Below are 25,928 nucleotides of genomic sequence, written 5' to 3' on the forward strand. Positions count from 1 at the left end.
CAAAAATATGCTAATTATTCGATTCGCTGATGTATTTTTGCAATGAATTTCGCAAACGGCTCAGGCCGCCTAAAAAGAAGATCCCATGAAACTGCTGATCATAAACGGTCCCAATCTGAATCTGCTCGGACAACGCGAAAAAGGCATCTACGGAGAACGGACGTTCGAGTCCTATCTGGAAGAACTGCGCGGACGATTCCCCGGGGTGACGATCGACTGCTACCAGTCCAACATCGAAGGCGAGATCGTCGACCGGCTCCACGCCTCGCAGGACGTCTACGACGGAGTCGTGATCAATGCCGGAGCCTATACCCATACCTCGATCGCAATCGCCGATGCGATCGGAGGCATCCGCACGCCGGTGGTCGAGGTGCACATTTCCTGTATTCTGGCCCGGGAGGAGTACCGCCACGTCTCGCTGATCGCGCCCAAATGCAAGGGGTCGGTCATGGGCTTCGGACTCGACTCGTACCGGCTCGGTCTGCTCAGTTTCATGGAATGAACCGTCTCCGGCCGCCGGCGCGCCCGGAACAGACAAACGGAAATCGAAAGCTATGGATAAAAGAACCAAAATAATCGCCACGATCTCGGACAAGCGCTGCGAGGTAGAGTTCATCCGCTCCCTGTACGAGGCCGGCATGAACGCCGTGCGTATCAACACGGCTCACGTCACGACCCGCAGCGCGGCGACGATCGTCGAAAACGTCCGCCGCGTCTCCGAGAAGATCGCTATCATCATCGACACCAAAGGACCCGAAATCCGCCTGACCGGCATGGCCGCCGGCTTCGAGAGCGGCATTCCCATCGAAAAGGGACAGCTTGTCCGGATGAAGGGCACGGCCGAAGACCGTCCGTCGAGCGATCAAACGATATATCTGAACGACCCGACGATATACGATGCGGTTCCGACCGGATCGATCATCCTGATAGACGACGGCGAACTCGAACTGCAAGTGGTCGACAAAGCCGATGACGAGCTGGTCTGCGAGGTGCATAACGGCGGCGTAATCAAACCCCGCAAGAGCGTGAACATTCCCGGCGTACCGATCGACCTTCCCTCGGTGACGGACAAGGACCACGAGTTCATCAATTGGGCGATCGACATGGATATCGACTTCATCGCCCACTCGTTCGTCCGGAAAAAGTCGGACGTTCTGGCCGTCAAGAAGATACTCAAGGACCGCAACAGCTCGATCAAAATCATCTCGAAAATCGAGAACAGCGAAGGCGTAGACAATATCGACGAGATACTCGACGAGACGTACGGTATTATGGTCGCCCGGGGCGATCTGGGCGTCGAGATTCCGGCCGAGCGGATTCCGGTCACGCAGCGGCTGCTCGTCAAGAAGTGCATCGAGAGCAAAAAGCCCGTCATCATCGCCACGCAGATGCTTCATACGATGATCGAGCATCCGAGGCCGACCCGGGCCGAAATCAGCGACGTGGCCAATGCGATCTATCAGCGGGTGGACGCCGTGATGCTGAGCGGTGAAACGGCCAACGGGCTCTATCCGGTCGAGGCCGTCGCCACGATGGCCCGCGTAGCGCGAGAGATCGAGAACGACGAAGTGAACAACGGTCCGAACATCGATATGAATCTGGTGCGCATCAACAACGAAATCACGGCTCAGCTCGCGCGCTCCGCCGTACGGGCTTCGATCAACCTGCGCGTCAAGGCGATCGTCATCGACACGCTGTCGGGCCGTACCGGACGCTACGTAGCGGCGTTCCGGGGGCAGATGCCGGTCTATGCCGTCTGCTACCGCAAGAGCACGATGCGTCAACTGGCTCTCTCGTACGGCGTCCATGCGATCTATTGCGAGCCTTCCGTCAGCCGCGAAGGCTTCTTGTTGAACATACTCTACTATCTCGAAGACCGGAAATGGCTCTCCAAGGAAGACCTGATCGTCGTATTGGGCGGCAGCTTCGGAGCGGCTACAGGCGCGTCTTTCCTCGAAATAGGAAACGTGCTGAATCTGGAGCACAAAGCCCTGAGTCAATACAATGCTTACAGAAAGGATTGATTGCCGGAGGAAGATTCTGCGATACGAGCGAAGCGCGCCTCTGCCTCGAGCATAGGCGCGCTTTTTATGGAAAATCATACGGAATAAGCGGTTCCGGTATCGGACAGCCGAAACAGCGGAGCGACTCTTCGGGAGACTGCCCGACTTCAGACCGGCAAGCCGATTTCCGAAAGAGCCCTCTATTCATAAATTTTCGGACGCTCCTCTCCGCGCAGCACGCGCAGCGCGTTCTCGGCCAATGCGCCCATCTCGTCCTCGCCCGGCATGACGACAACGGGCGCGACGAACGCCGTCCGCCGGCGGATCAGATCGCAGACCGTTTCGCTATAAGCGATACCGCCGGTCAGCAGCACCGCATCGACCCGGCCTTCGAGCACGGCAGCCATCGCGCCGATCTGCTTGGCCACCTGATAGGCCATAGCTTCGATCACTCGGCGGCAATCGTCGTCGCCGGCCTTCATCCGCTCGACGATCTCGCGCACGCTGTTCGAACCGACCCACGCAGACAATCCTCCCCGACCGCATATCATTCGGCGCACCTCTTCGGCCGAAAATTTCCCGCCGAAGCAAAGATCGGCCAACTGTCCGGCGGGAAGCGATCCGGAACGATCCGGAGAGAGTGCGCCGTCGCCGTCCAGCGCATTGTTCACGTCGACGACCCGCCCCCGGCGATGAGCGCCGACCGATATACCGCCGCCCATGTGCGCGACGATCAGATTCATATCCTCGTATGCCCGGCCGTTTTCCCGTGCATAGCGCCGGCCTGTCGCCTTCTGATTCAGCGCATGGAAAATCGACACGCGCCGGAAAAGCGGATGGCCGGCCACGCGCGCCACGTCGTCCAGCTCGTCGACGACGACCGGGTCTGCGATGAATGCCCGCGCTCCGGGAATACGCGATGCGATATCGGCCGCGATCAACCCGCCCAGATTCGAGGCATGCTCGCCCTGCGGAGCATGGCCCAAGTCGCGCCGCAGCGCGTCGTTTACCTCGTAGACTCCCGACTCGATCGGCTTGACCAAGCCTCCCCGGCCGATCACGGCCGAGAGCGAAGCGAACTCGACGCCCTCCTCCCGCAGAGCCTCCAGAACCAGATCGCGCCGAAAGCCGAACTGGTCCGCAACGCACGCATAAGGCTTCAGCTCGTCGGCCGAGTGCCGTATCGTGCGGGACACGCGCTCGCGCAGATCGTCGTAAACCGACACTTTGGTCGACGTGGCCCCCGGATTGACGACCAGTATGACATATTGCCTATCCATTGCTTCTTTCTGCCGGGTAATTAATCGGCGGACAAAGCGGCCAGCGCGATCGAATAGAGCTTCGACTCGGGCGAGTCGCCGCGCGAGGTCAATACGCACGGGCACCGCGTTCCTACGACCATACCGGCCAACCGGGCGCCGCACAGTTTGGTCGCCGCCTTGAAGAAGGCATTGGCCGCATCCAGATTCGGAAACAGCAGGCAGTCGGCATCGCCCGCGACGGAACTCGTCAGCCTTTTGGTCTCGGCCGCTTCGCGAACGAGCGCGACGTCGACCGCCAGCGGACCGTCGACCAACGCATCGCCCAGCTGTCCCCGGTCGCCCATTTTGGCGAGTATCGCCGCATCGACCGACGACTGTATGCCGGGCAACATCTGCTCGCTCGGTGCGATGACGGCCAATTTCGGAGCCCGGATGCCGAGCGTCCGGGACGTTCCGATCAGATACTTGGCGATACGGATTTTCTGATTCATATCGGGGCAGGGTATCACCGCCACGTCCGACACGAGCAACAGCTTGTGATACATAGGCAATTCCAGTACGGCGACATGGCTCAGCACGCCTTTGGGCGGCAGCAGTCCGAAATCTTTGTTCAGAATACCGCGCATGTACTTGTCCGTCGACACGAGCCCTTTCATCAGCACGTCGGCCATCGAATCGCGTATCATTCGCACCGCGGTCTCGACGCAAACAGCATCATTTTTTTCGTCTACGATCGAAAACTTCTCCGGGTCGATCCCGTCGGCCATGCAGACTTTGACAATCTGCTCCCTGTCGCCGATCAGAATAGCTTCGACGATACCCATGTCCGTAGCGGCGTTCACGGCCTCGAGCGTGTGCGAATCTTGGGGGTAAGCCACTGCCAGCTTCTTCCTGCCCCGGCCCTGAACGGCCCGGACGATCTGATCGAGTTTCGTTATCATGATTTGCCTGTTTAACGGACGAAATGTAACGAAAAAAATTCTCCGGCCAAACGGCCGGAGAACAATGACCGGACAGCGAACCGGCCCGGAAACTTATCTGCAAAGCCCTGCCAGCCCCGCAACGGAACGGCGGGCGGGAAACTACTCGGAGCGCTTTTTCGTCAGTCGGAACGTGTCCGACGCGATCACGAGCTCCTCGTTGGTGGCTATCACGGCCACCTTCACTTTCGAATCGGGCGTCGACAGGAGCGTATCCTCGCCGTGCACCTGCTTGTTCAACTGGAAATCGAACCGGATACCCATGAATTCCAAGCCTTGGCATACCAGCTCGCGCGTGGTCGGATCGTTCTCGCCGATCCCCCCGGTAAAGACAAGCAGATCGATTCCCTCCATCAGCGCGGCATACGAGCCGACGAACTTCTTGATCCGCGCGGCGAACATCTCGATCGCCAGCTGCGCACGGGCGTTCCCGTTCTCGGCGGCCGCGCGGATGTCGCGCATGTCGGACGAGACGTTCGTGATGCCCAACATACCCGACTCCTTGTTGATCATGCCGCTCAGACGATCCAGATTCAGTCCCTCCTTCTCGGCGATGTAGATCAGCGCTCCGGGATCGGTGCTGCCGCACCGGGTCCCCATAATCAGGCCGTCGACCGGAGTGAATCCCATCGACGTGTCGTAGGACTTGCCGTCCAGAATGGCCGTAACGGACGCGCCGCTGCCGATATGGCAGGTCACGATCTTGGAATGTCCGTAATCGACACCCGTCAGCCGGCAGGCCATCTGCGCGACGTACTTGTGGCTCGTACCGTGAAATCCGTAGCGGCGCACGCGGTACTGGTCGTAATACCTGTAGGGAAGCGCGTACATGAAGTTCTTGGGCGGCATCGTCTGGTGGAACGAGGTGTCGAACACGGCGACCTGCGGGGTATTGGGCAAAATGTTCTCCATGGCCAAAATACCTTTCAGGTTGGCCGGATTGTGCAGCGGGGCCAGTTCGAAACATGCCTCGATCTTCTGCTTGACGGCCTTATCCACCACCGCGCTATCCTTAAAGTACTCGCCGCCGTGGGCCACCCGGTGGCCGACCGCCGCGATTTCGGAAATGCTTTCCAGCACGCCGTGCTCCGGATCGACGAGCGCGTCGAGAATCAGGCTGATTCCGGAAGTATGGTCGGGAATGCTCTTCACGATCTCATACTTGGACTTTCCGGTCGGCTTATGGGTCAGTATCGCGTCCAAAAGACCGATTCGCTCGACGATTCCCTTCACGAGCAGCGTATAATCGTCGGCGCTCTTCATGTCGATCACCTGATACTTGATCGACGAGCTGCCGCAATTCAGAACAAGGATTTTCATCGCTTTATATAATCATGTATTAAATTCTGTCTGTCAAGGAAAAAACAAATCACTCCATTCCCCCGGCCTGACAAGCCGTAATGGCTACCAGCGACACGATGTCGTCGACCGAGCATCCGCGCGAAAGGTCGTTGATCGGAGCGGCCATTCCCTGCAGGATCGGGCCGATCGCCTCGGCATGCGCCATGCGCTGTACGAGCTTGTAGGCGATGTTGCCCACCTCGAGGGTAGGGAAGACGAGCACGTTCGCCTTGCCGGCGATCTTGCTGCCCGGTGCCTTGCTGGCCCCGATGCCCGGAACGATGGCCGCATCGGCCTGCAATTCGCCGTCGATCGCGAGCGACGGGTCCATCTGCTTGGCCAGTTCGGTAGCGCGGACCACCTTGTCGACCATTTCGTGCTTGGCCGATCCTTTCGTCGAAAAGCTCAGCATCGCGATACGAGGCTCGAACCCGGCAATCGCGCGGGTCGTGCGTCCGGTCATCACGGCGATCTGAGCCAGCTCCTCGGCCGTCGGATTCGGATGCACGGCGCAGTCGGCAAAAACCATCATGCCGTTCTCGCCGAACATCGTATCCGGAAGCATCATGATGAAAGCGCCCGACACGACGCTGATGCCCGGCAGCGTCTTCACGTACTGGAAAGCGGGCCGGAGCACGTCGCCCGTCGGATTGTTCGCTCCGGCCACTTCGCCGTCGGCATCGCCGGCCTTGACCATCAGCGCACCCAGATAGAGCGGATTGACGATCAGCTTCTCGGCCTGCTCGGCGGTCAGGCCTTTCGAGGCGCGCAGCTTCAGCATCAGATCGACGTATTGCTGCTTTTTCGGATTGTCGTTGGGATCGACGATCTCCGCGCCGGCGATATTCTCGAGATACAGTTCGGAAGCCAGGTGATGCACCTTCTCGGGATTGCCGATCAGGATCAGCTTCGCGAAGCCTTCGCTGAGAATCCGGTCGGCAGCCTTCAGGTTTCTCTCTTCCTCGGCCTCGGGCAATACGATCGTCTTGAGATTGCTCTTGGCCTTTTGTTTGATTTTTTCAACAAATTCCATCGCTATTGTAATTTATTCAAAGGTATTGAATTTAGTTCCCAGATAGTAGCCGCCGCAGACGGCCGCAATCGAAAGCACCATGCTCGACCACATATACAGCGCGGCCGGAAGATAGCTGCCCGCCCGAAGCAACGTGACGGTCTCGAGCGAAAAAGTCGAAAACGTCGTAAACCCTCCGCAAAAACCGACGATGCAAAGCAAGGCCCAACCGCCGGACAATCCGAGACCCATCAGCGCGCCGATCAGCAGCGAGCCCGCCACATTGACCGTCAACGTAGAAAACGGAAAGCCGGACGACACCGCCCAAGGCAGCATCAGCCGCGAAATGAGATATCTCAGCGCGCTTCCGGCGAAGCCGCCGGCACCGACCAGCAAAAGAGCTTTCATATTCGTCTGCAATATCATACAAAGGTAATGATTTGCCGACGAAACAAAAAGGTTTTCCTAACTATTTTGTCTTCCTTCTTCCCCTGCGGGCCCGCCATACCTCGATGACGGCGGGCAACACGGAGAGAACGATGATCGCCACGATCAGCAGCTTCAGGTTGCGCTGTACGATATCCAGTCCCCCGAACAGATACCCGGCATAGATGAACAGCGCCACCCACAGAATGCCTCCCGTCACGTTGAATGCCGCGAAGTGACGGTAGCTCATCCGCCCCATACCCGCGACGAACGGCGCGAAAGTCCGGACGACGGGCACGAAGCGGGCGATGACGATCGTCTTCCCGCCGTACTTGTCATAGAAGGCATGCGTCTTTTCCAGATAGCTCTGCTTGAAAATCTTCGAGTTCGGATTACGGAAAAGTTTGGTTCCGAACAATCTCCCGATCTCATAGTTGGATGCATCGCCCAGCACGGCGGCAAAGGCCATCGCGAGCGCCAAAAGATGCACGTTCAGGCCGTTGGTCGGCAGGGCGGCCAAAGCCCCGGCTACGAACAGCAGCGAATCGCCAGGCAAAAAAGGAGTAACGACCAGCCCGGTCTCGCAAAATACGATGACGAACAAAATCGCATAAACCCATATTCCGTACTGAGCCACCAGCGCGGCCAGATGCACGTCGATATGCAGAACGAAATCGATCAGATAATGAATGTATTCCATAACAAATATGCGCTACGGACGCCTCCGGCGACCCGCCTTCGCGTCTTAATCCTCGAACTTGTACCCTACGCCCTTGACCGTTACGATATGCCTGTCTCCGAGCTTCTCCCGCAGTTTGCGGACATGCACGTCGATCGTCCGGTCGCCCACGATCACGTCGCTGCCCCAAACGTTTGCGAAAATTTCCTCCCGCGAGAATACCTTCTGAGGTTTCGAACAGAGCAGGCTCAACAGCTCGAACTCCTTGCGCGGAAGCGTCAACTGACGGCCCTCGCAAAAGACCAGATAGCGCTCCCGATCGATCACGACGCCGCACGACTGCCCGTCGGCATCTCGGACCGTTGAGTCGAATCGTTTGAGCATGGCCCTGATCCGGCTGAGCAGCACCCTGACATGGATCGGCTTGGCGATATAGTCGTCGGCGCCCGCATCGAACCCGGCAATCTGGGAATAGTCCTCGCCCCGAGCCGTCAGAAAGGCTATCAGCGTCCGGCGCAGCGAGTCGTGGGAGCGAATCTCGCGGCAGGTTTCGACCCCGTCCATCTCGGGCATCATCACGTCGAGCAGAATCAGATGAGGCACGACGCGCAGCGCCGTCTCGACCGCCTCGCGTCCGTTCGAGGCCGTAAATACCTCGTAGTCCTCCTTTTCCAGATTGTAGCGTATGAATTCAAGAATGTCGGCTTCGTCGTCGACAAGCAAGATGCGATAGGCCATGGTTGTTTTTGTAGTATCGGCACATCGAGCCGCATACGGTTTCACGTTGCAATTTTAATCAATTAATGTGAACATAACGTTAAGAATCCCGGCGAATTTCGCGGGTTCGCTCCCATCCCTTAACTTTTTGGAGACGCCGTGTGATTTTTCCCGAAAAATCATGTACATTTGTCACTTTAGCCACAGGCTACGAAAAGAATACTCAACAATAAACAGCAAAGCGATGGACACCGACAAGAAAGATCCGTCTGTTCCCGTGGAACAAGTCAATGCCCCCGGCATTGAAGATATGCCTCAATCCGCCCCGGCATCCTCCGAGATCGCCGATGAAGAACAACCGGCCCAAGATCCGGCGCCGAGCACTGAAGCCGGAAACGAAAAACGGCCGGACGCGGCTGCAACCGAACAGCAGTCCGAAGCCGCAGAGCCGGGCGATACGCAAACGGACGCGGATACTTCCGCGGAAAGAGTCGACTTCTCGGACGAGGACGCCGCACTGGCCGCGAGCGCTCCCGAATTCGATCTGGGCGAAGCCAGCGAGGAGGAGAGCGCCGACCTGAAAAAAGAATCCGGCGACTATACGGGCAAAACGAAAGAGGAACTCTTGTCGGCATTCGAAACGTTGCTCTCGACCCAGCCGGTACAGATCATACGCAACGACGCGGAGGCGATCAAGGTAGCCTTTTACAAAATATACCGGAGCGAGACGGAACAGTTGCGCCGGCAGTTCGTCGAGTCGGGCGGCCTGATCGAGCAATTCGTACCGCCTACGGACGCGGCCGAGCAGCGCCTCAAGGAGCTGTTCGCCGAGTACCGCCGCAAGCGGAACGAGTACATGGCCCGTCTGGACGAGGAGAAAGAAGCCAATTACCGGACCAAGCTGCAGATCATCGAGGAGCTCAAAGAACTGATCGACAGCAACGAAACGCTCAACCATACGTTCAATTCCTTCCGCGAGTTGCAGCGTCGCTGGAAGGAGACGGGCCCCGTGCCCCAGACCCACCTGAAAGACTTGTGGGAAACGTACAACATGTACGTTGAGAATTTCTACAATTTCATCAAGATCAACAAGGAACTGCGCGATCTGGACCTGAAGAAGAACTACGAGGCCAAGCTGCAGCTTTGCGAGGAAGCCGATGCGCTCGTACTGGAAACTTCCGTCATCACGGCTTTCCACAAATTGCAGAAACTGCACGAGCAATGGCGCGAGATCGGACCGGTCGCCAACGAATACAAAGAGCCGCTGTGGGACCGTTTCCGCGAGGCGAGCTCGAAAATCAACAAAAGGCATCAGGAGTATTTCGACAACATCAAGGAGGAGCAGAAGCGCAATCTGGAATTGAAAACCCAGCTTTGCGTCCGCACCGAGGAACTCTCGGAGGCTTCGCCGACGACCCGCAAGGAGTGGAACAAGGCGTCGGAACAGCTGATCGAAATTCAAAAGGTATGGAAAACGATCGGCTTCGCTCCCAAAAAGGACAACACGAAAATATACGAGCGCTTCCGCACGGCCTGCGACCGCTTTTTCGAGAACAAGCGGAACTTCTACCTGCAGACTAAGGCCGAGATGGAGAACAACCTGCTCCTGAAGAACGAAATCTGTGCGGCGGCAGAAGCCGTTATGGACAGCGAGCAATGGAAAAAGACGACCGACGAGCTGATCGCCCTGCAGAAAAAGTGGAAAGAGATCGGTCCCGTTTCGCGCCGCCATTCCGATGCCGTCTGGAAACGCTTCCGCACGGCCTGCGACCATTTCTTCGAGCGCAAGGCGGCCCATTTCTCGGAGATCGACTCCCAATACGAGGAAAACCTGTCGAAAAAGCGGGAATTGCTCGAGGAACTGAAAAATTTCTCGGTCGAGGAACGGGACAAGGGCTTCGAGGCGATCAAGGAACTCCAACGCCGCTGGGCCGAGATCGGGTTCGTTCCCATCAAACAGAAGGACGCGATCCAAAGCGAGTACCGCTCGCTGGTGGACGATATCTTCGCGCGGCTTCGCGGCAGCGAGCGGGAACGCCACATGGAGCGTTTCCGGGGCAAGTTGTCGAGCCTGTCCGAAGGAGGCGACCGCCGCATCCGCCACGAACGGGACCGGCTGTACAACAAGATGAAGCAACTGGAAGCCGACATCGCGCTGCTCGAAAACAACATCGGCTTTTTCTCGAAAAGCAAGAACGCGGAGGGAATGATCCGCGACGTGAACGACAAGATCGAGCGCGCCAAGCAGGAAATGGCGACCATCATCGAAAAGATTAATCTGATAGACAAGCAAGGAGAGTAACATCATGGCTGTAGCTAACACGAACAAGACGAAATTCATTTTTGTAACCGGAGGCGTGGCTTCCTCTTTGGGCAAGGGCATCATCTCCGCCTCGCTGGCCAAGCTGCTGCAAGCTCGCGGCTATAAGGTGGCCATCCAGAAACTCGATCCGTATATCAACGTCGATCCCGGCACGCTGAATCCTTACGAGCACGGCGAATGCTACGTAACCGAGGACGGCGCCGAGACCGACCTCGATCTGGGACATTACGAGCGGTTTACGAACATTCCGACCTCTCAGGCCAACAACGTGACCACGGGCCGCATCTATCAGAGCGTAATCAACAAGGAGCGACGGGGCGAGTTTCTGGGCAAGACCGTGCAGGTCATTCCTCACATTACGGATGAAATCAAGCGCCGCATCAAGCTGCTCAGCGCGAAGAAAATCTACGACGTCATCATTACGGAAATCGGCGGCACGGTCGGCGACATCGAGTCCCTGCCGTATATCGAGGCGGTCCGCCAGCTGCGCTACGAGCTGGGGTACAGCAACTCGCTGGTGGTGCATCTGACGCTGATCCCCTACATGGCAGCCTCGGGCGAGCTGAAGACGAAACCTACGCAGCACTCGGTCAAGCAGTTGCTCGAGAACGGGCTGCAACCCGACATTCTGGTGCTGCGCACCGAAAAGCATCTGACCAACGAGATCCGCCGTAAGGTAGCGCTGTTCTGCAACGTGGACGTGAACGCGGTAGTCGAATCGATCGACGTGCCGACGATCTACGAGGTCCCGCTGATGATGCTGAACCAAAAGCTCGACATCGTGGCACTCAACAAATTGCAGTTACCCGACAACGGAGAACCCGACCTGAAAGCATGGATCGAGTTCGTCGATAAGGTCAAGCACCCGCAGACTCAGGTCAATATCGCTCTGGTGGGCAAGTATACCGAGCTTCCGGATGCCTACAAGTCGATCTCCGAGTCGTTCATTCATGCCGGTGCGGCCAATCATACCAAGGTCAAGCTGCAATACATCAACTCGGAGAAAATCACCGAGGAAAATATCGCCTCACAGCTCAAGGGCATGTGCGGCATTTTGGTGGCTCCGGGGTTCGGACACCGGGGCATCGAGGGCAAAATACTGGCCGTAAGGTACGCCCGCGAAAAGAAAATCCCGTTTTTCGGCATCTGTCTCGGCATGCAGTGCTGCGTGATCGAGTTCGCCCGTCACGTGTTGGGCTACGAAGACGCCAACTCGACCGAAATGGCCAGCACGTCGCATCCGGTCATCGACCTGATGGAAGAGCAGAAGGGAGTTACCGAGAAAGGAGGCACGATGCGTTTGGGAGGCTATCCGTGCACCCTCGAGAAAGGATCGAAGGCCTATGCGGCATACGGCCGCAAGGACATCGTCGAGCGTCATCGCCACCGCTACGAGTTCAACAACGACTACCTCGAGGAGTTCGTTCGGGCCGGTCTGAAACCGGTCGGCGTCAATCCGGACACCAATCTGGTCGAAGTGGTCGAAATGCAGGACCATCCGTGGTTCATCGGCGTACAATACCATCCCGAATACAAGAGCACGGCCCTGCATCCGCATCCGCTTTTCGTATCGTTCGTCAAAGCGTCGACCCAGTACTGTAAAGATAACAACGGCAGCAAATAATCTCACGCACAGAACATGGACAAGAAATCGCTATTGGGTCTACTTATCATAGGCGTCATTCTTTTTGTATTCACATGGCATAGCAGCAAGCAGCAGGCGGAAATAGCAAGGCAGCAGGCTTCGATCGACTCGGCGGCCAGAGCCTCGCTGCCGGTCGAGACGGTCGCGTCCGAAATCGATCCCGCATCGCCTTCCCCGACGGCGGACAGCGCGGCTCTGCGGGAGAAACAACAGCGCGAGGAACATTTGGGCCGTTATCTGTACGCGGCGACCGAAGGCACTGAAACATTCTACACGATCGAGAACGACCTGCTGAAAATCCGCTTCTCGAATAAGGGAGGCCGCGTCGCGTCGGTCGAGCTGAAAGACTATAAGACCTACCGTCAAACTCCGCTCCTGCTGTTCGCCGACTCTACCTCGGTGTTCGATCTCTCCTTCTTCATCAAGAAAGGATACAACAACACCCAGATCAACACGAGCGAGTACTATTTCGAACCGGTCGATGCGAACGGATTGGCTTTCGCGTCCGGCGAGGAACAGAAAAACTTCGCCATGCGGCTGAACGTCGATTCCGCATCGTATGTCGAATACCTCTATACGATCCGTCGGGACAACTACATGATCGACTTCGACGTCCGGTTCGTGGGAATGGACGACCTGCTGGCGCCGAATCAGGGCGATCTGGAAATCAACTGGCAGAACGTGGGGCCTCAGAACGAGAAGGGCTTCGATAACGAGAACAACTACACGACGATCGCCTATAATTTCCCGGGCGACAACACGATCGAGGAACTGGGCATGTCGAAGGAGACCAAGGACGAGACGGTCAACTCGAAGATCAAGTGGGTGGCCTTCAAGCAGCAGTTCTTCTCGTCGATCCTGATCGCCGGAAACGACTTCCAGAACGCCACGTTGCAATACGAAACATTCGCGTCGGGCAGCGGAAATATCAAGCAGTTCCATGCCCAGCTTTCGGTTCCGTACACTCCGCAGACCGACAGCTACGGCTTCAGTTTCTACTTCGGTCCGAACAAGTACTCGACGCTGAAAAAGTACGACGACCTGCATTTGCAGCGACTCGTGCCGCTGGGCGGCTGGATTATCGGCTGGGTCAACCGCTGGCTCGTGATTCCGACGTTCGACTTTCTGGGTAAGTACATCGCAAACTACGGCCTGATCATTCTGCTGCTGACTATCTTCATCAAGATCATCATCTCGCCGCTGACCTACAAGTCCTACCTTTCGACGGCCAAGATGCGGTTACTGAAACCCGAGATGGACAAGATCAACGAGAAATACCCGAAGCAGGAGGACGCGATGAAAAAGCAGCAGGCGATGATGGCGCTTTACAAGAGCGCCGGCGTCAATCCGATGGGCGGGTGCCTCCCGTTGCTGATCCAGTTCCCGATCCTGATCGCGATGTTCCGTTTCTTCCCGGCCTCGATCGAGTTGCGCGGCAAATCGTTCCTCTGGGCCGACGACCTGTCGTCCTACGACAGCATTCTGCATCTTCCGTTCGACATCCCGTTCTACGGCGACCACGTCAGCCTGTTCGCGTTGCTGATGGCCGTATCGGTTTTCATCACCTCGAAGATCAGCTACTCGCAGACCGCCCAAGCAGGTCCGCAGATGGCCGGCATGAAGTTCATGATGCTCTACCTGATGCCGCTGATGCTGCTTTTCTGGTTCAATAACTACTCGAGCGGCCTGAGCTACTACTATCTGGTCAGCAATATCATCACGATGGGGCAGACCTTCGGATTCCGCTATATCGTCAACGAGGACAAGCTTCACCAGCGGATGAAGGAGAACGCGAGAAAACCGAAAAAGATGAGCAAGTTCCAGCAACGCTACGAAGAGCTTATGAAGCAGCGCGAGCAACTGGCGCGACAGCAGGCCGCCGCCAGAAACAAGCGGAAATAGAAACGGCAGGCCCGTTTCCTGCATCGAACCGCGTGCCTTTCAAACGGCACGCGGTTCGTCGTTTTCAACGGGGGTAACAAGGAGTTCGGTCCACCCTCCGGTTTCCTGAACGGTATTAGAAAATATCCGATGATACAAGTCTGTACCCGCCGCATATCGAACCCGTCTATGCGAATCGATTTCAGAAGCATGACAGAGAATGTCAGGAAAACAGCACGACGATCATCCGGCTTGGCCGAAAAAAAACGCTGCCTCTTTCTGCGTGAACGGCATTTATGCCGAAGATTCTCCGGACGAAGGGTCTGATCGGCTTTCAGGGCAATCGAGCCAGGATGTCATCGTTTCCAAGACTTTTTCCCGGACCGGAGCGGCCGAAAGCACCAGATCATGCAATCCTCCCTCGATCGTCACACTCGTCACGCAGGAGCCCAGACAACCTGCATAACGCCTTATATCCGCAACGTTCAGCACGGCATCGGCCGAACGGAAGCAATCGTTCCATGTTTTGGCGCGACACGAATCCGCCGAAGAAAGAACGAGTACGGGAATACGCAGTCCGAGACCGCGCCGCAATCGTCGCTGCGCCTTGCGGATCGCGCCGAGCCAAATGAAATAGAGCGGTACGCCGTCGCGCGGTTTCCACTGCGTGTCGAAATCCCATTCCCCGCGCGCCCCCCGATAAACGCTGTCGAAATAGAACGGAGAGAGCTCGTTTTTCTTATGAGCATAGGGCCACAGCCGTCCGAGAACGGCGGCAACAGGAACGGCTACGCGCCTTTTGAACCATGACGCGTTGAACTCGAAAAAAGGACTGTTGAGAATCAGTCGCTCTATGTCGGCACGACGCCGGCCGTCGGAAGCGTACAGCGAAGCGAGCAATCCTCCGGTCGAATGGCCCATCAGAACGATCCGTTCGATCCGGTCCTGACGCATCCGCTCGATCGAACGGTCGATCTCGGGATAATACTCATGCAGATCGCGGCAATAATACGGAGTCTGGCCGGCCTCCAGCGAGCGGCCGTACTTGCGCAGATCGAGCGCATAGAAGCTCCATCCGCGCGCGACGAACCATCGCGCCATGTGCGTCTGGAAAAAATAGTCGACATATCCGTGCAAATACAATACGGCCCGCGACGGAGCGCGCCCGGCCGCAAAGCGGACCAAAGTCGCCGCCACGCTACCTTCGTAATCATCGGGTAAAGGTATCCGGAAAATGCTTGCTTCCATAATATATCCTATCGGCTCAAATCAAAGATAGTGCAAGTTCCCGGCAAAACGAGACGGAAAGGAACGGATTGTGAAGTTTTTTTTAACTTTGTTAGAAATCATTAATATTTCAGAAGATGGACAGAAAACTGAGAATGGGCATGATCGGCGGCGGCAACGGCGCATTCATCGGAGCCATACACCGGGCGGCAGCCCTGATGGACAACCAGATCGAGCTGGTCTGCGGCTGCTTCAGCAGCAGGCCCGACGTCTCGCTGGCTTCCGGGCGGGAATACTTTCTATCCGACGAGCGGATCTACGCCTCGTTCCGCGAGATGATCGAGCGCGAAGCCGCGCTGCCCGAAGGCGTGCGAATGGACTTCGTATCGATCGTAACGCCCAACTTTCTCCATTTCGATCCGGCTATGGCCGCGCTCGACCGGGGTTTCGACGTCGTGCTTGACAAGCCGATGACATACAGTCTTGACGAAGCCTATCGGTTGCGGGAAAAAATCCGCGAAACGGGCCGCACGCTGGCGCTCACGCATACCTACTCGGGCTATCCGGCCGTCAAAGAGGCTCGGGAAAGAGTTGCAAGCGGCGTATTCGGGAAAATCAGGAAAATATACGTAGAATATCCCCAAGGCTGGCTGTCCGACCGAGCGGAACTGCAACCCGGTTCGAATGCCGGATGGCGGACCGATCCGGCGAGAGCCGGAAAGGCGGGCTGCATGGGCGACATCGGCACGCATGCCCTTCAGTTGGCGGAATATGTTTCCGGACAGCGCTGCGCGAGCCTGTGCGCCGATCTGTCGGCCATTGTCGAGGGTCGCTCGCTGGACGACGACGGAGCGGCCCTGCTCCGCTTCGACGGCGGTGCAAGCGGCGTACTGATCGCCACACAGGTGGCTGCCGGCGAAGAAAACGACATTTCGATCCGCCTATACGGAGAAAAAGGCGGCATGGAATGGCATCAGGCAGAGCCCAATTCGCTGTACGTCAAATGGCCCGACCGCCCGATGGAAGTCGTGCGCACGGGCAACGGCTATATGGGTGCTGCCGCGCGGGCCAATACTCGCACGCCGGGCGGTCACCCCGAAGGCTACATCGAAGCGTTCGCCAACATCTACCGCAATTTCGCACGCACGGTCCGGGCTCGCCGGGAGGGTAGGGAGCCGCAGCCCGAATGGACCGATTTCCCGTCCGTCGAGGACGGTATCCGAGGCATGCAGTTCATCGAAACCATGGTCCGCTCGGGCTCCGATCCGGACCGAAAATGGACGGACTGGGTCGGATAGCATTCCGATCCGAGGGGGAATATACAGTACCGAAAAGACCGGGCGCGTTCTTGCGAACGCGCCCGGTCTTTTCGGCTTGATTACTATCGGCACTACTGAGCGGGTGCCGTCGTCTGCTCGGCAGCCGGCTTATCCTTCAGATTGAGCTCCTTTTTCACCAGCGGAAGCACGTCCGTCACCGTAGCCGAATTGTAGTAGGCCAGAGGGTCGGAGGTAACGTTGAACACCAGCGTAAAGCCATTGTCCTTGCTCACCTTTTCAACGGCTTTCTGGGCCTTGTCGTAAATCGGAGTGAGCAGATCGCCCTGCGTCTTCTGGAACTGCTGGGAAGCCACTTGCTGCAATTCCTGATAACGGTTCTGCAGGTCGTTCAGTTCCTTGGTCTTGAGCTGATTGACGGCTTCGGAATAGGTCGCCTGATTCTTCTGGTATTCCTGATACTTGGTATTGAACTCTACCTGTACGGCATCCAGCTGGTCGCCCAGCTCTTTCTGCAATGCCTGCAGTTTCACGGAAGCGGAATCGCTCTCCGGCATCAGAGTCACCAACTCGGCCATGTTAATGTATCCGAATTTCTGAGCTGAAGCGGTCGAACCGCATACAGCGACAACAGCCAAGGCCAAAGTCAGCTTAAAAAGTGTTTTCATAAATGACATTAAGTTAATTATTGTTTCAGCAAGGTAATAATTGCATTCGTTTTATCCAAGGCCGGAGCGTAATAAAGAAGCGTTTGATTGTTCGCCCTATCGATCACCATCGTGATCTGGTTGGTCTCGGCATACTGGTTAATGGCGGCGAAGACGCGCTCCTGTATCGGCTTGATCAGCTCGAGGCGTTTCTTGATCAAATCGCCTTCGGGACCGAAAACTTCCTGCTGATACTTCTTGATATCCTTCTCGCGCTTGATGATCTCTTCCTCCCGCGCATTACGGTTGATCTCGGACAGATAGCCCTTCTGAGACTGGTAGGTCTCGTACATCTGGTCGAGCGTAGCATACGCCTCGTCGATATTCTTCTGGTATTGGGCCGACAGGTCGTCCAGCTGCTTGATAGCCGCGTTGTAATCGTCCAGCGACTTGAAAATCGCTTCCGAATCGACGAATACGTAACTACTCTGTGCCAGTGCGCTGCCCGTAGCAGCCACGGCCAAAACAAACAAAACAATGAGCTTTTTCATAGCCGTATCCCGTTAAGTTAGAACTGTGTACCGATAATGAAATGGACTTGGCTGCCGCTACGTTCGGTCTGTCCGACCGCCTTGTCGAACCCGTATCCCCAGTCGATTCCGAGCATGCCGACGATCGGCAGATAAATCCGCGCGCCGACGCCGATCGACCGCTTGATCAGGAACGGATCGAACTCCTTCCACGACTTGAATGCGTTACCGCCTTCCGCAAATACCAGACCATAGATCGTGGACGACGGCTTCAGGATAAACGGGTAGCGTATCTCCATCGTGTACTTGTTATAGGCGCGAGCATAGTCCGCACGACCGTCGGCCGTATAGGTATAGGGAGTCAGCGCGCTGTTCTCGTAGCCTCTCAGGCCGACGATCTCCACGCCGTATACATTGTATCCCGACATGCCGTCGCCGCCCACGTCGAATCCCTCGAAAGGCGACGGCTTGTTCTTGTTGTAAGAGCCCAGATATCCCATTTCGGCACGGGCCATCAGCACCAGCTTGTTGTTGTTGGTCAGCGGGTAGTACCACTGGGCCTTGAACTGCCACTTGTGATATTCGATCCACTTGTACCGCTTGTAGTCCGGAAGGTTCGGGTCGGCATAGTCGACATTCTTCTGGAACAGCGAGTAGGGCGGCGTCAGCGTCAGCGACAGCGAGAACTCGGAACCCGTACGCGGATAGATCGGCGAGTCGACCGAATTGCGGGCGAGCACCGTCTTCAGCGCGAAAATGTTCGACGTACCGTTGGTTACCAGAAAGCTCGACCAGTCTTTCAGATTGTATGCCTGATAACTGATCTCGTTATATATGGTGAAATAGCGGTCGGGCCACGACAGCCGGCGGCCGATACCCACCGACACGCCGATCGTGCGGAAGTGCCGGTTTCCGGACTGCCATGCGTAATAGGCGTCCGTCTCGTCCGAGTAGTACAGGCCGACGGTCAGCGAGTTGGGCTTCTTGCCGCCGAGCCACGGCTCGGTGAAGTTCAGAGAAATAGCCTTGTAGTAAGAACCGTTGGTCTGTCCCCGGATAGCCAGCTGCTGGTTCTGCCCGTGAGGGTAGGGACGCCACTCGCTTCCCTTAAAGAAGTTTTTCAGCGACACGTTGTTCAGCTGCACGCCGACCGAGCCGACGAACATGTTGGAGCCCCAACCGCCCGATATCTCGAACTTGTCGCTGGCCACCTCCTCGAGCGGGAACGAAATATCGACCAGCTCGTTGGAATTGGGAACCAAATCGATGCCAGGACTCGTCTTCTCCGGGTCGAAGTGCTGCATCTGGTTCAGCTGACGGATCGTCTGCATCAGCAGCGCACGGTTGTACAATTCGCCGGGCCGCACGTACAGTTCGCGACGAATCACCCGGTCGTTGACCCGGTGATTTCCGGAAATCCTGACCTCGTTGATTTTGGCTTGCTTGCCCTCGAATATCTTCACGTTGATATCGATCGAGTCCTCTCCGACGACCACCTCTCCGGGATCGATGCTGGAGAACAGATAGCCGTTGTTCTGATACAGCGAGCTGATCGAGGACATGTCCTCGTAATCGGCATGCTTGCCGATACCCAGTCTCTTGTGGAGCGTCTTCTTGTCGTAAGTCTCGCCCTTGCTGATTCCGAGCATGTCGTTCAGCTGCCGCGTCTCGTAGACGCTGTTGCCGGTCCACGACACGTTCCGGTAATAGAACTTATTCCCCTCGTCGACTTTCAGGGCGATTCCGAGCCGCTTGTCGTTGATCCGGTACACGGAGTCGCTGAGAATCGTCGCATTGCGGTAACCCCGCGAGTTGTAGAAGTCGATCAGGTTCTCCTTGTCCTCTTCGTAGTCCTTTTCCTTATATTTGGCCCCTTTGAATATGTTGACGCTCTTTTGGTGCGTTTTCTTGAACGAGCGGCGCAACTGCCGGTCGGAGAGCGCCGTGTTGCCCTCGAAATCGATCTTGCCGATCTTGACCTTGTTCTTGCGGTCGACGACGAAAAATACGTTCACGACGTTTTCGAGCGTCGTATCGTTCTCGAGCCGCACGCTGACGTCCGCATTGTAAAACCCTTTCTCGGCGAAATACTTGCGAATGGCGTCTTTCGAGCTGTTCAGGACAAAATCGGAAAGCTCGCCGCCTTTCTTCAGCTTGAGCGTTTCGAGCAACTCGCTCATCTGTCCCTTGCGGACTCCCTCGATCTTCCAGTCGTAAACCCGGGGTCTCTCCCTGAGGACGATCTCGATATTGACGCTGTCGCCTACGGGCTCCGTAAGTATCTGCACGTCGGAATAGATCCGCTGGTTCCACATTGTTTTCAGCGTAGACGACAGATAGTCGCTCGGTATCATGATCGTATCGCCCTTGGTAAGGCCCGATATCGAAGCCACGACCTCCGGATCGAGATACTTGATCCCACTGACTTTCACCTTATTGATAATATATTGCTTGGGGTGTTCGTAATCGAGCATCGGAGCATTCCGAACCTGAGCCGTCGAGTCTATCTGAGCCGCTGCGGGAACGCTTGCCAGTGAAAACAAAGCGATCGTCAGAATCCTTAGTCTGTTTCTCATTTGCTACGCTGAATGTAATGTACACTATTTGGTTAATACTCCGTACCGGCGCTCTCTTTTCCGATACTCCTCGATCGCCCGGTCGAACTGAGCCTCATCGAAATCGGGCCAGTAAGTCTCCGTAAAATAAAGCTCGCTATACGAAAGCTGCCACAGCAGGAAATTGCTCAGTCGCAATTCTCCGCTCGTTCGGATCAGCAGATCGGGATCGGGAATACCGGCCGTCTCGAGATTGCGCGAAACGACCTCGGCATCGATGTCGCAAACCTGCAAGTCGCCGTCGCGCACCTGCGCCGCGACACGCTGCGCCATACGCACGATCTCCCAGCGGGAACTGTAATTGAGCGCGATGATCAAGTGGAGCTTGTCGTTGTGCTTCGTACTCCGCTCGCTGCGCGAGATCGACTCCCGCACGACGTCCGACAGCACGTCCGTCTGTCCGATAAAGCGTATCCGCACGCCGTTGGCATCCAGCTCGTCGGTCTCATCGGCAATCGTCCTGCACAGCAACTCCATCAACGCATCGACTTCCTCTCGGGGACGCCCCCAATTCTCGGTCGAGAAGGCATAGGCCGTCAGATACTTCACTCCCCACTTCATGGCGGCGCGAATCACTTTTCGCATGCTCTCCACCCCGTTGACATGACCGTAGACCCTTTCCTGTCCGCGTTCTTTGGCCCATCGGCCGTTGCCGTCCATGATGACGGCTACGTGTCGGGGAATATTTTCGGGGTCTGCCTGATTCATTCGGTTACGTTCGATTAAAGTGCAAATATAGCATTATTACCGTGAAATATCCTATACGTCCGGGAGATTCGTCCGATTACCTCCCGGTTCGACACGGTTCCCTGCTGTCGATTCCCCACATCATTTTATTCCTTAACGTATCGTAGAACGATATATTTTGAAGACGGACCAAAAAAATCGACTTATCGGCCTTGACGATGCGAAAGGAAGCCCCGTCCGCGGCCGAATAGGTCTGATTGTCGAGCGAGACGGAGAAATCGGTACCCCGCGTCGCCACGCAGATTCGGATGACGGCCGTATCGGGAATGACGACGGGCCGCATCGTCAGATTGTGCGGAGCGATCGGCGAGATCAGAAAGCAACGGCAGTCCGGCGCGACGACCGGGCCGCCGACGCTGAGCGAATAAGCCGTCGACCCGGCAGGAGTGGAGACCAGCACCCCGTCGCCCCAGTAGGTGGCTATCATCTCATCGTTGACGAAAACCGTGGTCGAAATCATGTTCGGACTTTGACGCTGAATAGCCAACTCGTTGAATGCGAACGGATATTCCGGGCTGCTTCCGAAATCGCCCTCGGCCCGGATCAGCGTCCGGGACACCACGGAATAGTTCCCCTCCCTCAAGTCCCGGAATGCGGTCTCCAAATGCCTTTTCGACACGTTAGCCAAAAAGCCCAACCGTCCTGAGTTGATCCCGATGATCGGCACGGGACGGCCGCCGAGCATCCGGACGCAATCGAGAAACGTTCCGTCTCCGCCATAGCTGACCATGACCTGAGCCCGGTCGTCGATCTGCGAGGCGTCGTCATACAATCCGTCCGGAGCGAACGACCGGCCGGCGAGCGATTCGGCCAGCGAGGCAAAGTCCCTGTTGACCCGCCAGCCCATGCCGCTGCGGTCCAGCGCATCGAAAAGCGCGGCGACATCCTCCGCCGTATAGGAGGACTGCGGACGACTGTACAAAACGATATCCATAAAACGCCGATTAATTAAAAAGTGTGTAACTTTACCCACGCAAAATTAAGGAAAAATATGACAAAGCTGAGTGTGAACATAAATAAGATCGCCACGCTGCGCAATTCCCGGGGAGGCGATCTGCCGAACGTCGTCAAGGCGGCTCTCGACGCGGAGCGTTTCGGAGCGCAAGGCATTACGGTCCACCCGAGACCCGACGAGCGGCATATCCGCTACGCGGACGTACGCAATATCAAGCGCGCGATCGCCACCGAGCTCAATATCGAGGGAAATCCGATCGGCCCTTTCGTCGATCTGGTGCTCGAGGTCCGTCCGACGCAGGTCACGCTCGTACCCGATGCCCACGATGCAATCACGTCGAACGCCGGATGGGACACCGTGAAGCATAAGAGCTTCCTGCGCGAGGTGATCGGCCGGTTCCGGAGCGCCGGTATCCGGACATCCGTCTTTCTGGACCCGCGTCCCGAGCTGGTCGCAGCCGCGGCCGAAACCGGAGCCGACCGCATCGAACTCTACACCGAGGCGTATGCCAAAGGCTACGCAGCCGACCGCGAAGCGGCCATCGCCCCGTATGTCGAGACGGCCCGCGAGGCGGTACGCTGCGGGCTGGGAGTCAACGGCGGGCACGACCTGAGTCTCGAGAATCTGCGCTTTTTCGCCGAGCGAATCCCGAACCTGCTCGAGGTATCGATCGGGCACGCGCTGATATGCGACGCGATCTATCTCGGATTCGAGAACACGATCCAGCTTTACCTCAAACAGCTGAAAGCCGACGCCCGATGAACGCAGCCCTCCGAGACCCGCTTTTCCGCCGCATCGGCGAAATCGCCGATGCGAAAGGCGTGCAGGCATTCGTCATCGGCGGCTACGTGCGCGACTGGTTCCTGCACCGGCCGTGCACCGACATCGACGTCGTCGTCGCAGGCAGCGGAATCGAAGTGGCCGAAGCGATGGGCCGCCGTACGGGCAGCCGCGTGTCGGTGTTCAAGAACTTCGGCACGGCCATGCTGCGCTGCGGAGCGTGGGAAGTGGAGTTCGTCGGAGCGCGCAAGGAGTCGTACCGGGCCGACTCGCGCAAGCCGATCGTCGAGGACGGCACGATCGAGGACGACCAGCTCCGCAGGGACTTCACGATCAACGCGATGGCTTTTTCCCTGAACGCCGCGACGTTCGGCGAGCTGGTAGATCCGTTCGACGGCACGGGCGATCTGGAGCGCCGGCTGATCCGCACTCCCTGCGATCCGGACGTCACGTTCTCGGACGATCCGCTGCGGATGATCCGGGCGGTGCGTTTCGCCGCCCAGCTTGGCTTCGACATCCACTCCGAAACGTTCGACGCGATCGGGCGCAACAAGGAGCGGATCGCTATCGTATCGAAAGAGCGGATCGCCACGGAGCTGAACAAGATCATGCTCTCGCCCGTGCCGTCCGTCGGGTTCGATCTGTTCGACCGCACGGGGCTTCTTCCGCTGATTTTCCCGGAACTCGCCCGGCTCAAAGGCGTCGAGAGAATCGGAGGACGGTCGCACAAAGACAATTTCGTTCACACGCTGAAAGTCCTCGACAACGTCGCCCGTCGCAGCGACGACCTGTGGCTGAGGTGGGCCGCCCTGTTGCACGACATAGGCAAGCCCCGTACGAAAGCTTTCGACCCCAAGGCCGGCTGGACCTTTCACGGCCACGAGGTCGTCGGGTCCAAAATGGTTCCTTCCGTCTTCCGCTCGCTGAGGCTGCCGATGAACGAAAAGATGAAATACGTCCAGAAGCTGGTTTTCCTGCATCTGCGACCGATCATTCTCTCCGAGGAGATCGTGACCGATTCGGCCGTCCGGCGACTGCTTTTCGAAGCCGGAAACGACATCGACGACCTGATGACGCTTTGCGAGGCCGACATCACTTCGGCCAACGACGCCAAAGTCAGGCGCTATCTGCGGAATTTCAAGCTCGTGCGAACCAAACTGCGCGAAATCGAAGAAAAAGACCGCATACGCAACTTCCAGCCGCCGATCACCGGGGAGCTGATCATGCAGCTATACGGCCTCCCGCCATGCCGGGAAGTAGGGGAGATCAAAAGCGCGATCAAGGACGCGATCCTCGACGGCGCGATCGCCAACGACTACGACGAGGCGTTCGCTTTCATGGAACGCCTCGCCGCCGAGCGCGGACTGGTCCGACGCGCAGAGCGACCGGCAGACTTTTTGCACGAAACGGACGATATGCAAACCGAATGACACCGATCATGGCACTCAATATTCCGCACACAAGCAAAAAACGCATCGTCGTCGTAGGCGGCGGATTCGCAGGTCTCGCGGTCATCCGGGCCCTGCGCCGTACCCGCTGTCAGGTCGTACTGATCGACAAGCACAATTACCACATGTTCAAGCCGCTGCTTTACCAGGTGGCCAGCTCGCAGCTCAATGTGGGGGATATCGCCTTTCCGTTCCGCAAGATATTCAACGGCTGGAAGGATTTCTATTTCCGGATGGCCTACATCGAAAGCGTCGATCCGACCCGCAAAATACTGCTGACTACCGCCGGAGAGGTCGAATACGACTATCTGATCCTGGCCACGGGCTGCGTGCCGAACTTTTTCGGTATCGACGCGGTCAAGCGGGAAGCGCTGGCCATGTCGAACATCACCGACGCGCTGAACATCCGCAACCGGGTCTTGCGCAATTTCGAGCTGGCCGTGACGGCCGCCACGGACGCCGAGCGCGTATCGAGACTCAACGTCGTGATCGTCGGGGGCGGCGCCTCGGGCGTCGAGATCGCCGGGGCGCTGGCCGAAATGCGCCGGTACGTCATGCCGCGCGACTATCCGCGCCTCGATATGTCTCACATGCACATCTATCTGGTGGAAGGTCAGGACCGCATTTTAGCCGCCATGTCGGAAAAAACCTCGACCGAGGCGCTCGATACGCTGAAACGCAAGGGAGTCGAAGTGCTGCTGAACAAGAAGATGACCGACTACAGGGAAGGCCAGGCCGTTTTCGACGACGGCGAGCGCATTCCGACGTGCAACCTGGTCTGGACCAGCGGCATCAAGTGCAGTACGATCGAAGGGATCGATCAAGAGAAGCCCGAGCGAGGAAACCGCATCGGCGTCGATGCCTTCAACCGGGTCAGGGGATACGACGATATTTTCGCTATCGGCGATCTGTCCATCATGCACGACGATCTGTCGTACGAAAACGGACATCCGCAGCTGGCGAGAGTCGCCATCTCGCAAGGAAAGCACTTGGCCAAAAACCTGATGTCCTCTTTCAGGGGGAAAGAGATGAAACCGTATCGCTATCGCAACATGGGCGTCATGGCGACGGTGGGGCGCAATCGCGCGTTCGTCGAATGGAAAAACATTCAGTTCGGCGGTTTCGTCGCATGGCTTACGTGGAGTTTCGTACATATCATGTTCCTGCTCGGAATACAAGGCAAGGTCAAGGTTTTCTGGGGATGGGTATGGAATTATCTCGGCCACGATCTGCCGATCCGGCTGATCATCGGCTCATACGAGCGCTCCAAACGAAGCGACGCCCGATAACGAAGAAACCGGCAGCACGGAGCATCGCACACTCGTTCGCCCCGAATGGAAAGCGGATGCTTTCCGTCCGCTACCGCAAGAAGAACGCGTTTCGGAACCGAGCGACTCTCCGCATGTCGCACACGGACGGCCCGAGCCGACACG

The 25,928-nt window shown here is 57.2% G+C and carries 22 protein-coding genes; 9 read left to right on the plus strand and 13 right to left on the minus strand.

The window, feature by feature from the left end; genetic code table 11:
* The first annotated feature begins 85 nt into the window (after nucleotides 1-85).
* Nucleotides 86-502, plus strand: coding sequence for a type II 3-dehydroquinate dehydratase (gene aroQ, locus NQ491_RS01530; RefSeq protein WP_019245115.1), 417 nt, complete (start codon nucleotides 86-88; stop codon nucleotides 500-502).
* A gap of 52 nt (nucleotides 503-554) precedes the next feature.
* Nucleotides 555-2,024, plus strand: coding sequence for a pyruvate kinase (gene pyk, locus NQ491_RS01535; RefSeq protein ID WP_019245114.1), 1,470 nt, complete (start codon nucleotides 555-557; stop codon nucleotides 2,022-2,024).
* 179 nt (nucleotides 2,025-2,203) lie between these two features.
* On the opposite strand, the gene buk is transcribed toward pyk, so the two are convergent.
* The 7 genes from buk to NQ491_RS01570 form a co-directional block, all read right to left on the minus strand.
* Nucleotides 2,204-3,283, minus strand: a complete 1,080-nt coding sequence (gene buk, locus NQ491_RS01540; protein ID WP_019245113.1) for a butyrate kinase — start codon at nucleotides 3,281-3,283, stop codon at nucleotides 2,204-2,206.
* Nucleotides 3,284-3,303: 20 nt separating this feature from the next.
* Nucleotides 3,304-4,206 (minus strand): phosphate acyltransferase, encoded by a 903-nt coding sequence (locus NQ491_RS01545; protein ID WP_019245112.1) that lies wholly within the window; start codon nucleotides 4,204-4,206, stop codon nucleotides 3,304-3,306.
* A 141-nt stretch (nucleotides 4,207-4,347) separates the two neighbouring features.
* A complete protein-coding gene (locus tag NQ491_RS01550) occupies nucleotides 4,348-5,565 on the minus strand; it encodes an acetate/propionate family kinase (protein ID WP_019245111.1) in 1,218 nt (405 codons plus the stop codon).
* A gap of 49 nt (nucleotides 5,566-5,614) precedes the next feature.
* Entirely contained in the window at nucleotides 5,615-6,619 is a 1,005-nt protein-coding gene (pta, locus tag NQ491_RS01555; protein WP_019245110.1) for a phosphate acetyltransferase, read from the minus strand.
* Between the two features lie 12 nt (nucleotides 6,620-6,631).
* Nucleotides 6,632-7,006 (minus strand): fluoride efflux transporter CrcB, encoded by a 375-nt coding sequence (gene crcB, locus NQ491_RS01560; protein ID WP_019245109.1) that lies wholly within the window; start codon nucleotides 7,004-7,006, stop codon nucleotides 6,632-6,634.
* A gap of 61 nt (nucleotides 7,007-7,067) precedes the next feature.
* Nucleotides 7,068-7,715, minus strand: coding sequence for a DedA family protein (locus NQ491_RS01565; protein ID WP_198283032.1), 648 nt, complete (start codon nucleotides 7,713-7,715; stop codon nucleotides 7,068-7,070).
* Between the two features lie 54 nt (nucleotides 7,716-7,769).
* Complete coding sequence (locus NQ491_RS01570) at nucleotides 7,770-8,441, minus strand: response regulator transcription factor (protein WP_019245107.1); 672 nt, start codon at nucleotides 8,439-8,441, stop codon at nucleotides 7,770-7,772.
* A gap of 223 nt (nucleotides 8,442-8,664) precedes the next feature.
* On the opposite strand from NQ491_RS01570, the gene NQ491_RS01575 reads away from it, so the two are divergent.
* The 3 genes from NQ491_RS01575 to yidC are packed head-to-tail and all read left to right on the plus strand — an operon-like array spanning nucleotide 8,665 to nucleotide 14,290.
* Nucleotides 8,665-10,722: a DUF349 domain-containing protein gene (locus tag NQ491_RS01575; protein WP_019245105.1), complete on the plus strand. Its 2,058-nt coding sequence runs from the start codon at nucleotides 8,665-8,667 to the stop codon at nucleotides 10,720-10,722.
* A 4-nt stretch (nucleotides 10,723-10,726) separates the two neighbouring features.
* Nucleotides 10,727-12,367 carry a CTP synthase gene (locus NQ491_RS01580; RefSeq protein ID WP_019245104.1) on the plus strand — a complete coding sequence of 547 codons (1,641 nt, stop codon included), beginning with the start codon at nucleotides 10,727-10,729 and terminating at the stop codon, nucleotides 12,365-12,367.
* Between the two features lie 15 nt (nucleotides 12,368-12,382).
* Nucleotides 12,383-14,290 carry a membrane protein insertase YidC gene (yidC, locus tag NQ491_RS01585; protein ID WP_019245103.1) on the plus strand — a complete coding sequence of 636 codons (1,908 nt, stop codon included), beginning with the start codon at nucleotides 12,383-12,385 and terminating at the stop codon, nucleotides 14,288-14,290.
* Nucleotides 14,291-14,563: 273 nt separating this feature from the next.
* Here the strand turns inward: yidC and NQ491_RS01590 are convergent, their stop codons facing one another.
* Nucleotides 14,564-15,517 carry an alpha/beta hydrolase gene (locus NQ491_RS01590; RefSeq protein WP_034282612.1) on the minus strand — a complete coding sequence of 318 codons (954 nt, stop codon included), beginning with the start codon at nucleotides 15,515-15,517 and terminating at the stop codon, nucleotides 14,564-14,566.
* 116 nt (nucleotides 15,518-15,633) lie between these two features.
* Between NQ491_RS01590 and NQ491_RS01595 the strand changes: the two genes are divergently transcribed.
* Complete coding sequence (locus NQ491_RS01595; RefSeq protein WP_026089524.1) at nucleotides 15,634-16,794, plus strand: Gfo/Idh/MocA family protein; 1,161 nt, start codon at nucleotides 15,634-15,636, stop codon at nucleotides 16,792-16,794.
* A gap of 92 nt (nucleotides 16,795-16,886) precedes the next feature.
* Here NQ491_RS01595 and NQ491_RS01600 read toward each other — a convergent pair whose 3' ends face one another.
* The 5 genes from NQ491_RS01600 to NQ491_RS01620 form a co-directional block, all read right to left on the minus strand.
* Nucleotides 16,887-17,441, minus strand: a complete 555-nt coding sequence (locus tag NQ491_RS01600; RefSeq protein WP_026089523.1) for an OmpH/Skp family outer membrane protein — start codon at nucleotides 17,439-17,441, stop codon at nucleotides 16,887-16,889.
* A gap of 17 nt (nucleotides 17,442-17,458) precedes the next feature.
* Nucleotides 17,459-17,971 (minus strand): OmpH/Skp family outer membrane protein, encoded by a 513-nt coding sequence (locus NQ491_RS01605; protein ID WP_019245099.1) that lies wholly within the window; start codon nucleotides 17,969-17,971, stop codon nucleotides 17,459-17,461.
* A gap of 17 nt (nucleotides 17,972-17,988) precedes the next feature.
* Nucleotides 17,989-20,526 carry a BamA/OMP85 family outer membrane protein gene (locus NQ491_RS01610; protein ID WP_026089522.1) on the minus strand — a complete coding sequence of 846 codons (2,538 nt, stop codon included), beginning with the start codon at nucleotides 20,524-20,526 and terminating at the stop codon, nucleotides 17,989-17,991.
* 24 nt (nucleotides 20,527-20,550) lie between these two features.
* A complete protein-coding gene (locus tag NQ491_RS01615; protein WP_019245097.1) occupies nucleotides 20,551-21,273 on the minus strand; it encodes an isoprenyl transferase in 723 nt (240 codons plus the stop codon).
* A 76-nt stretch (nucleotides 21,274-21,349) separates the two neighbouring features.
* Entirely contained in the window at nucleotides 21,350-22,246 is an 897-nt protein-coding gene (locus NQ491_RS01620; protein ID WP_019245096.1) for an NAD(+)/NADH kinase, read from the minus strand.
* A gap of 57 nt (nucleotides 22,247-22,303) precedes the next feature.
* On the opposite strand from NQ491_RS01620, the gene NQ491_RS01625 reads away from it, so the two are divergent.
* From NQ491_RS01625 to NQ491_RS01635, 3 genes are read left to right on the plus strand one after another with little or no spacing between them, the layout of a single operon-like run.
* Nucleotides 22,304-23,029: a pyridoxine 5'-phosphate synthase gene (locus tag NQ491_RS01625; protein WP_019245095.1), complete on the plus strand. Its 726-nt coding sequence runs from the start codon at nucleotides 22,304-22,306 to the stop codon at nucleotides 23,027-23,029.
* Complete coding sequence (locus tag NQ491_RS01630) at nucleotides 23,026-24,477, plus strand: CCA tRNA nucleotidyltransferase (RefSeq protein ID WP_019245094.1); 1,452 nt, start codon at nucleotides 23,026-23,028, stop codon at nucleotides 24,475-24,477. Before NQ491_RS01625 ends, NQ491_RS01630 begins: the two co-directional genes overlap by 4 nt.
* Nucleotides 24,474-25,784, plus strand: a complete 1,311-nt coding sequence (locus NQ491_RS01635) for an NAD(P)/FAD-dependent oxidoreductase (protein ID WP_232423180.1) — start codon at nucleotides 24,474-24,476, stop codon at nucleotides 25,782-25,784. Before NQ491_RS01630 ends, NQ491_RS01635 begins: the two co-directional genes overlap by 4 nt.
* The last annotated feature ends 144 nt before the right edge of the window (nucleotides 25,785-25,928 follow it).

The sequence above is a fragment of the Alistipes ihumii AP11 genome (assembly GCF_025144665.1).
Lineage (GTDB): Bacteria > Bacteroidota > Bacteroidia > Bacteroidales > Rikenellaceae > Alistipes_A > Alistipes_A ihumii.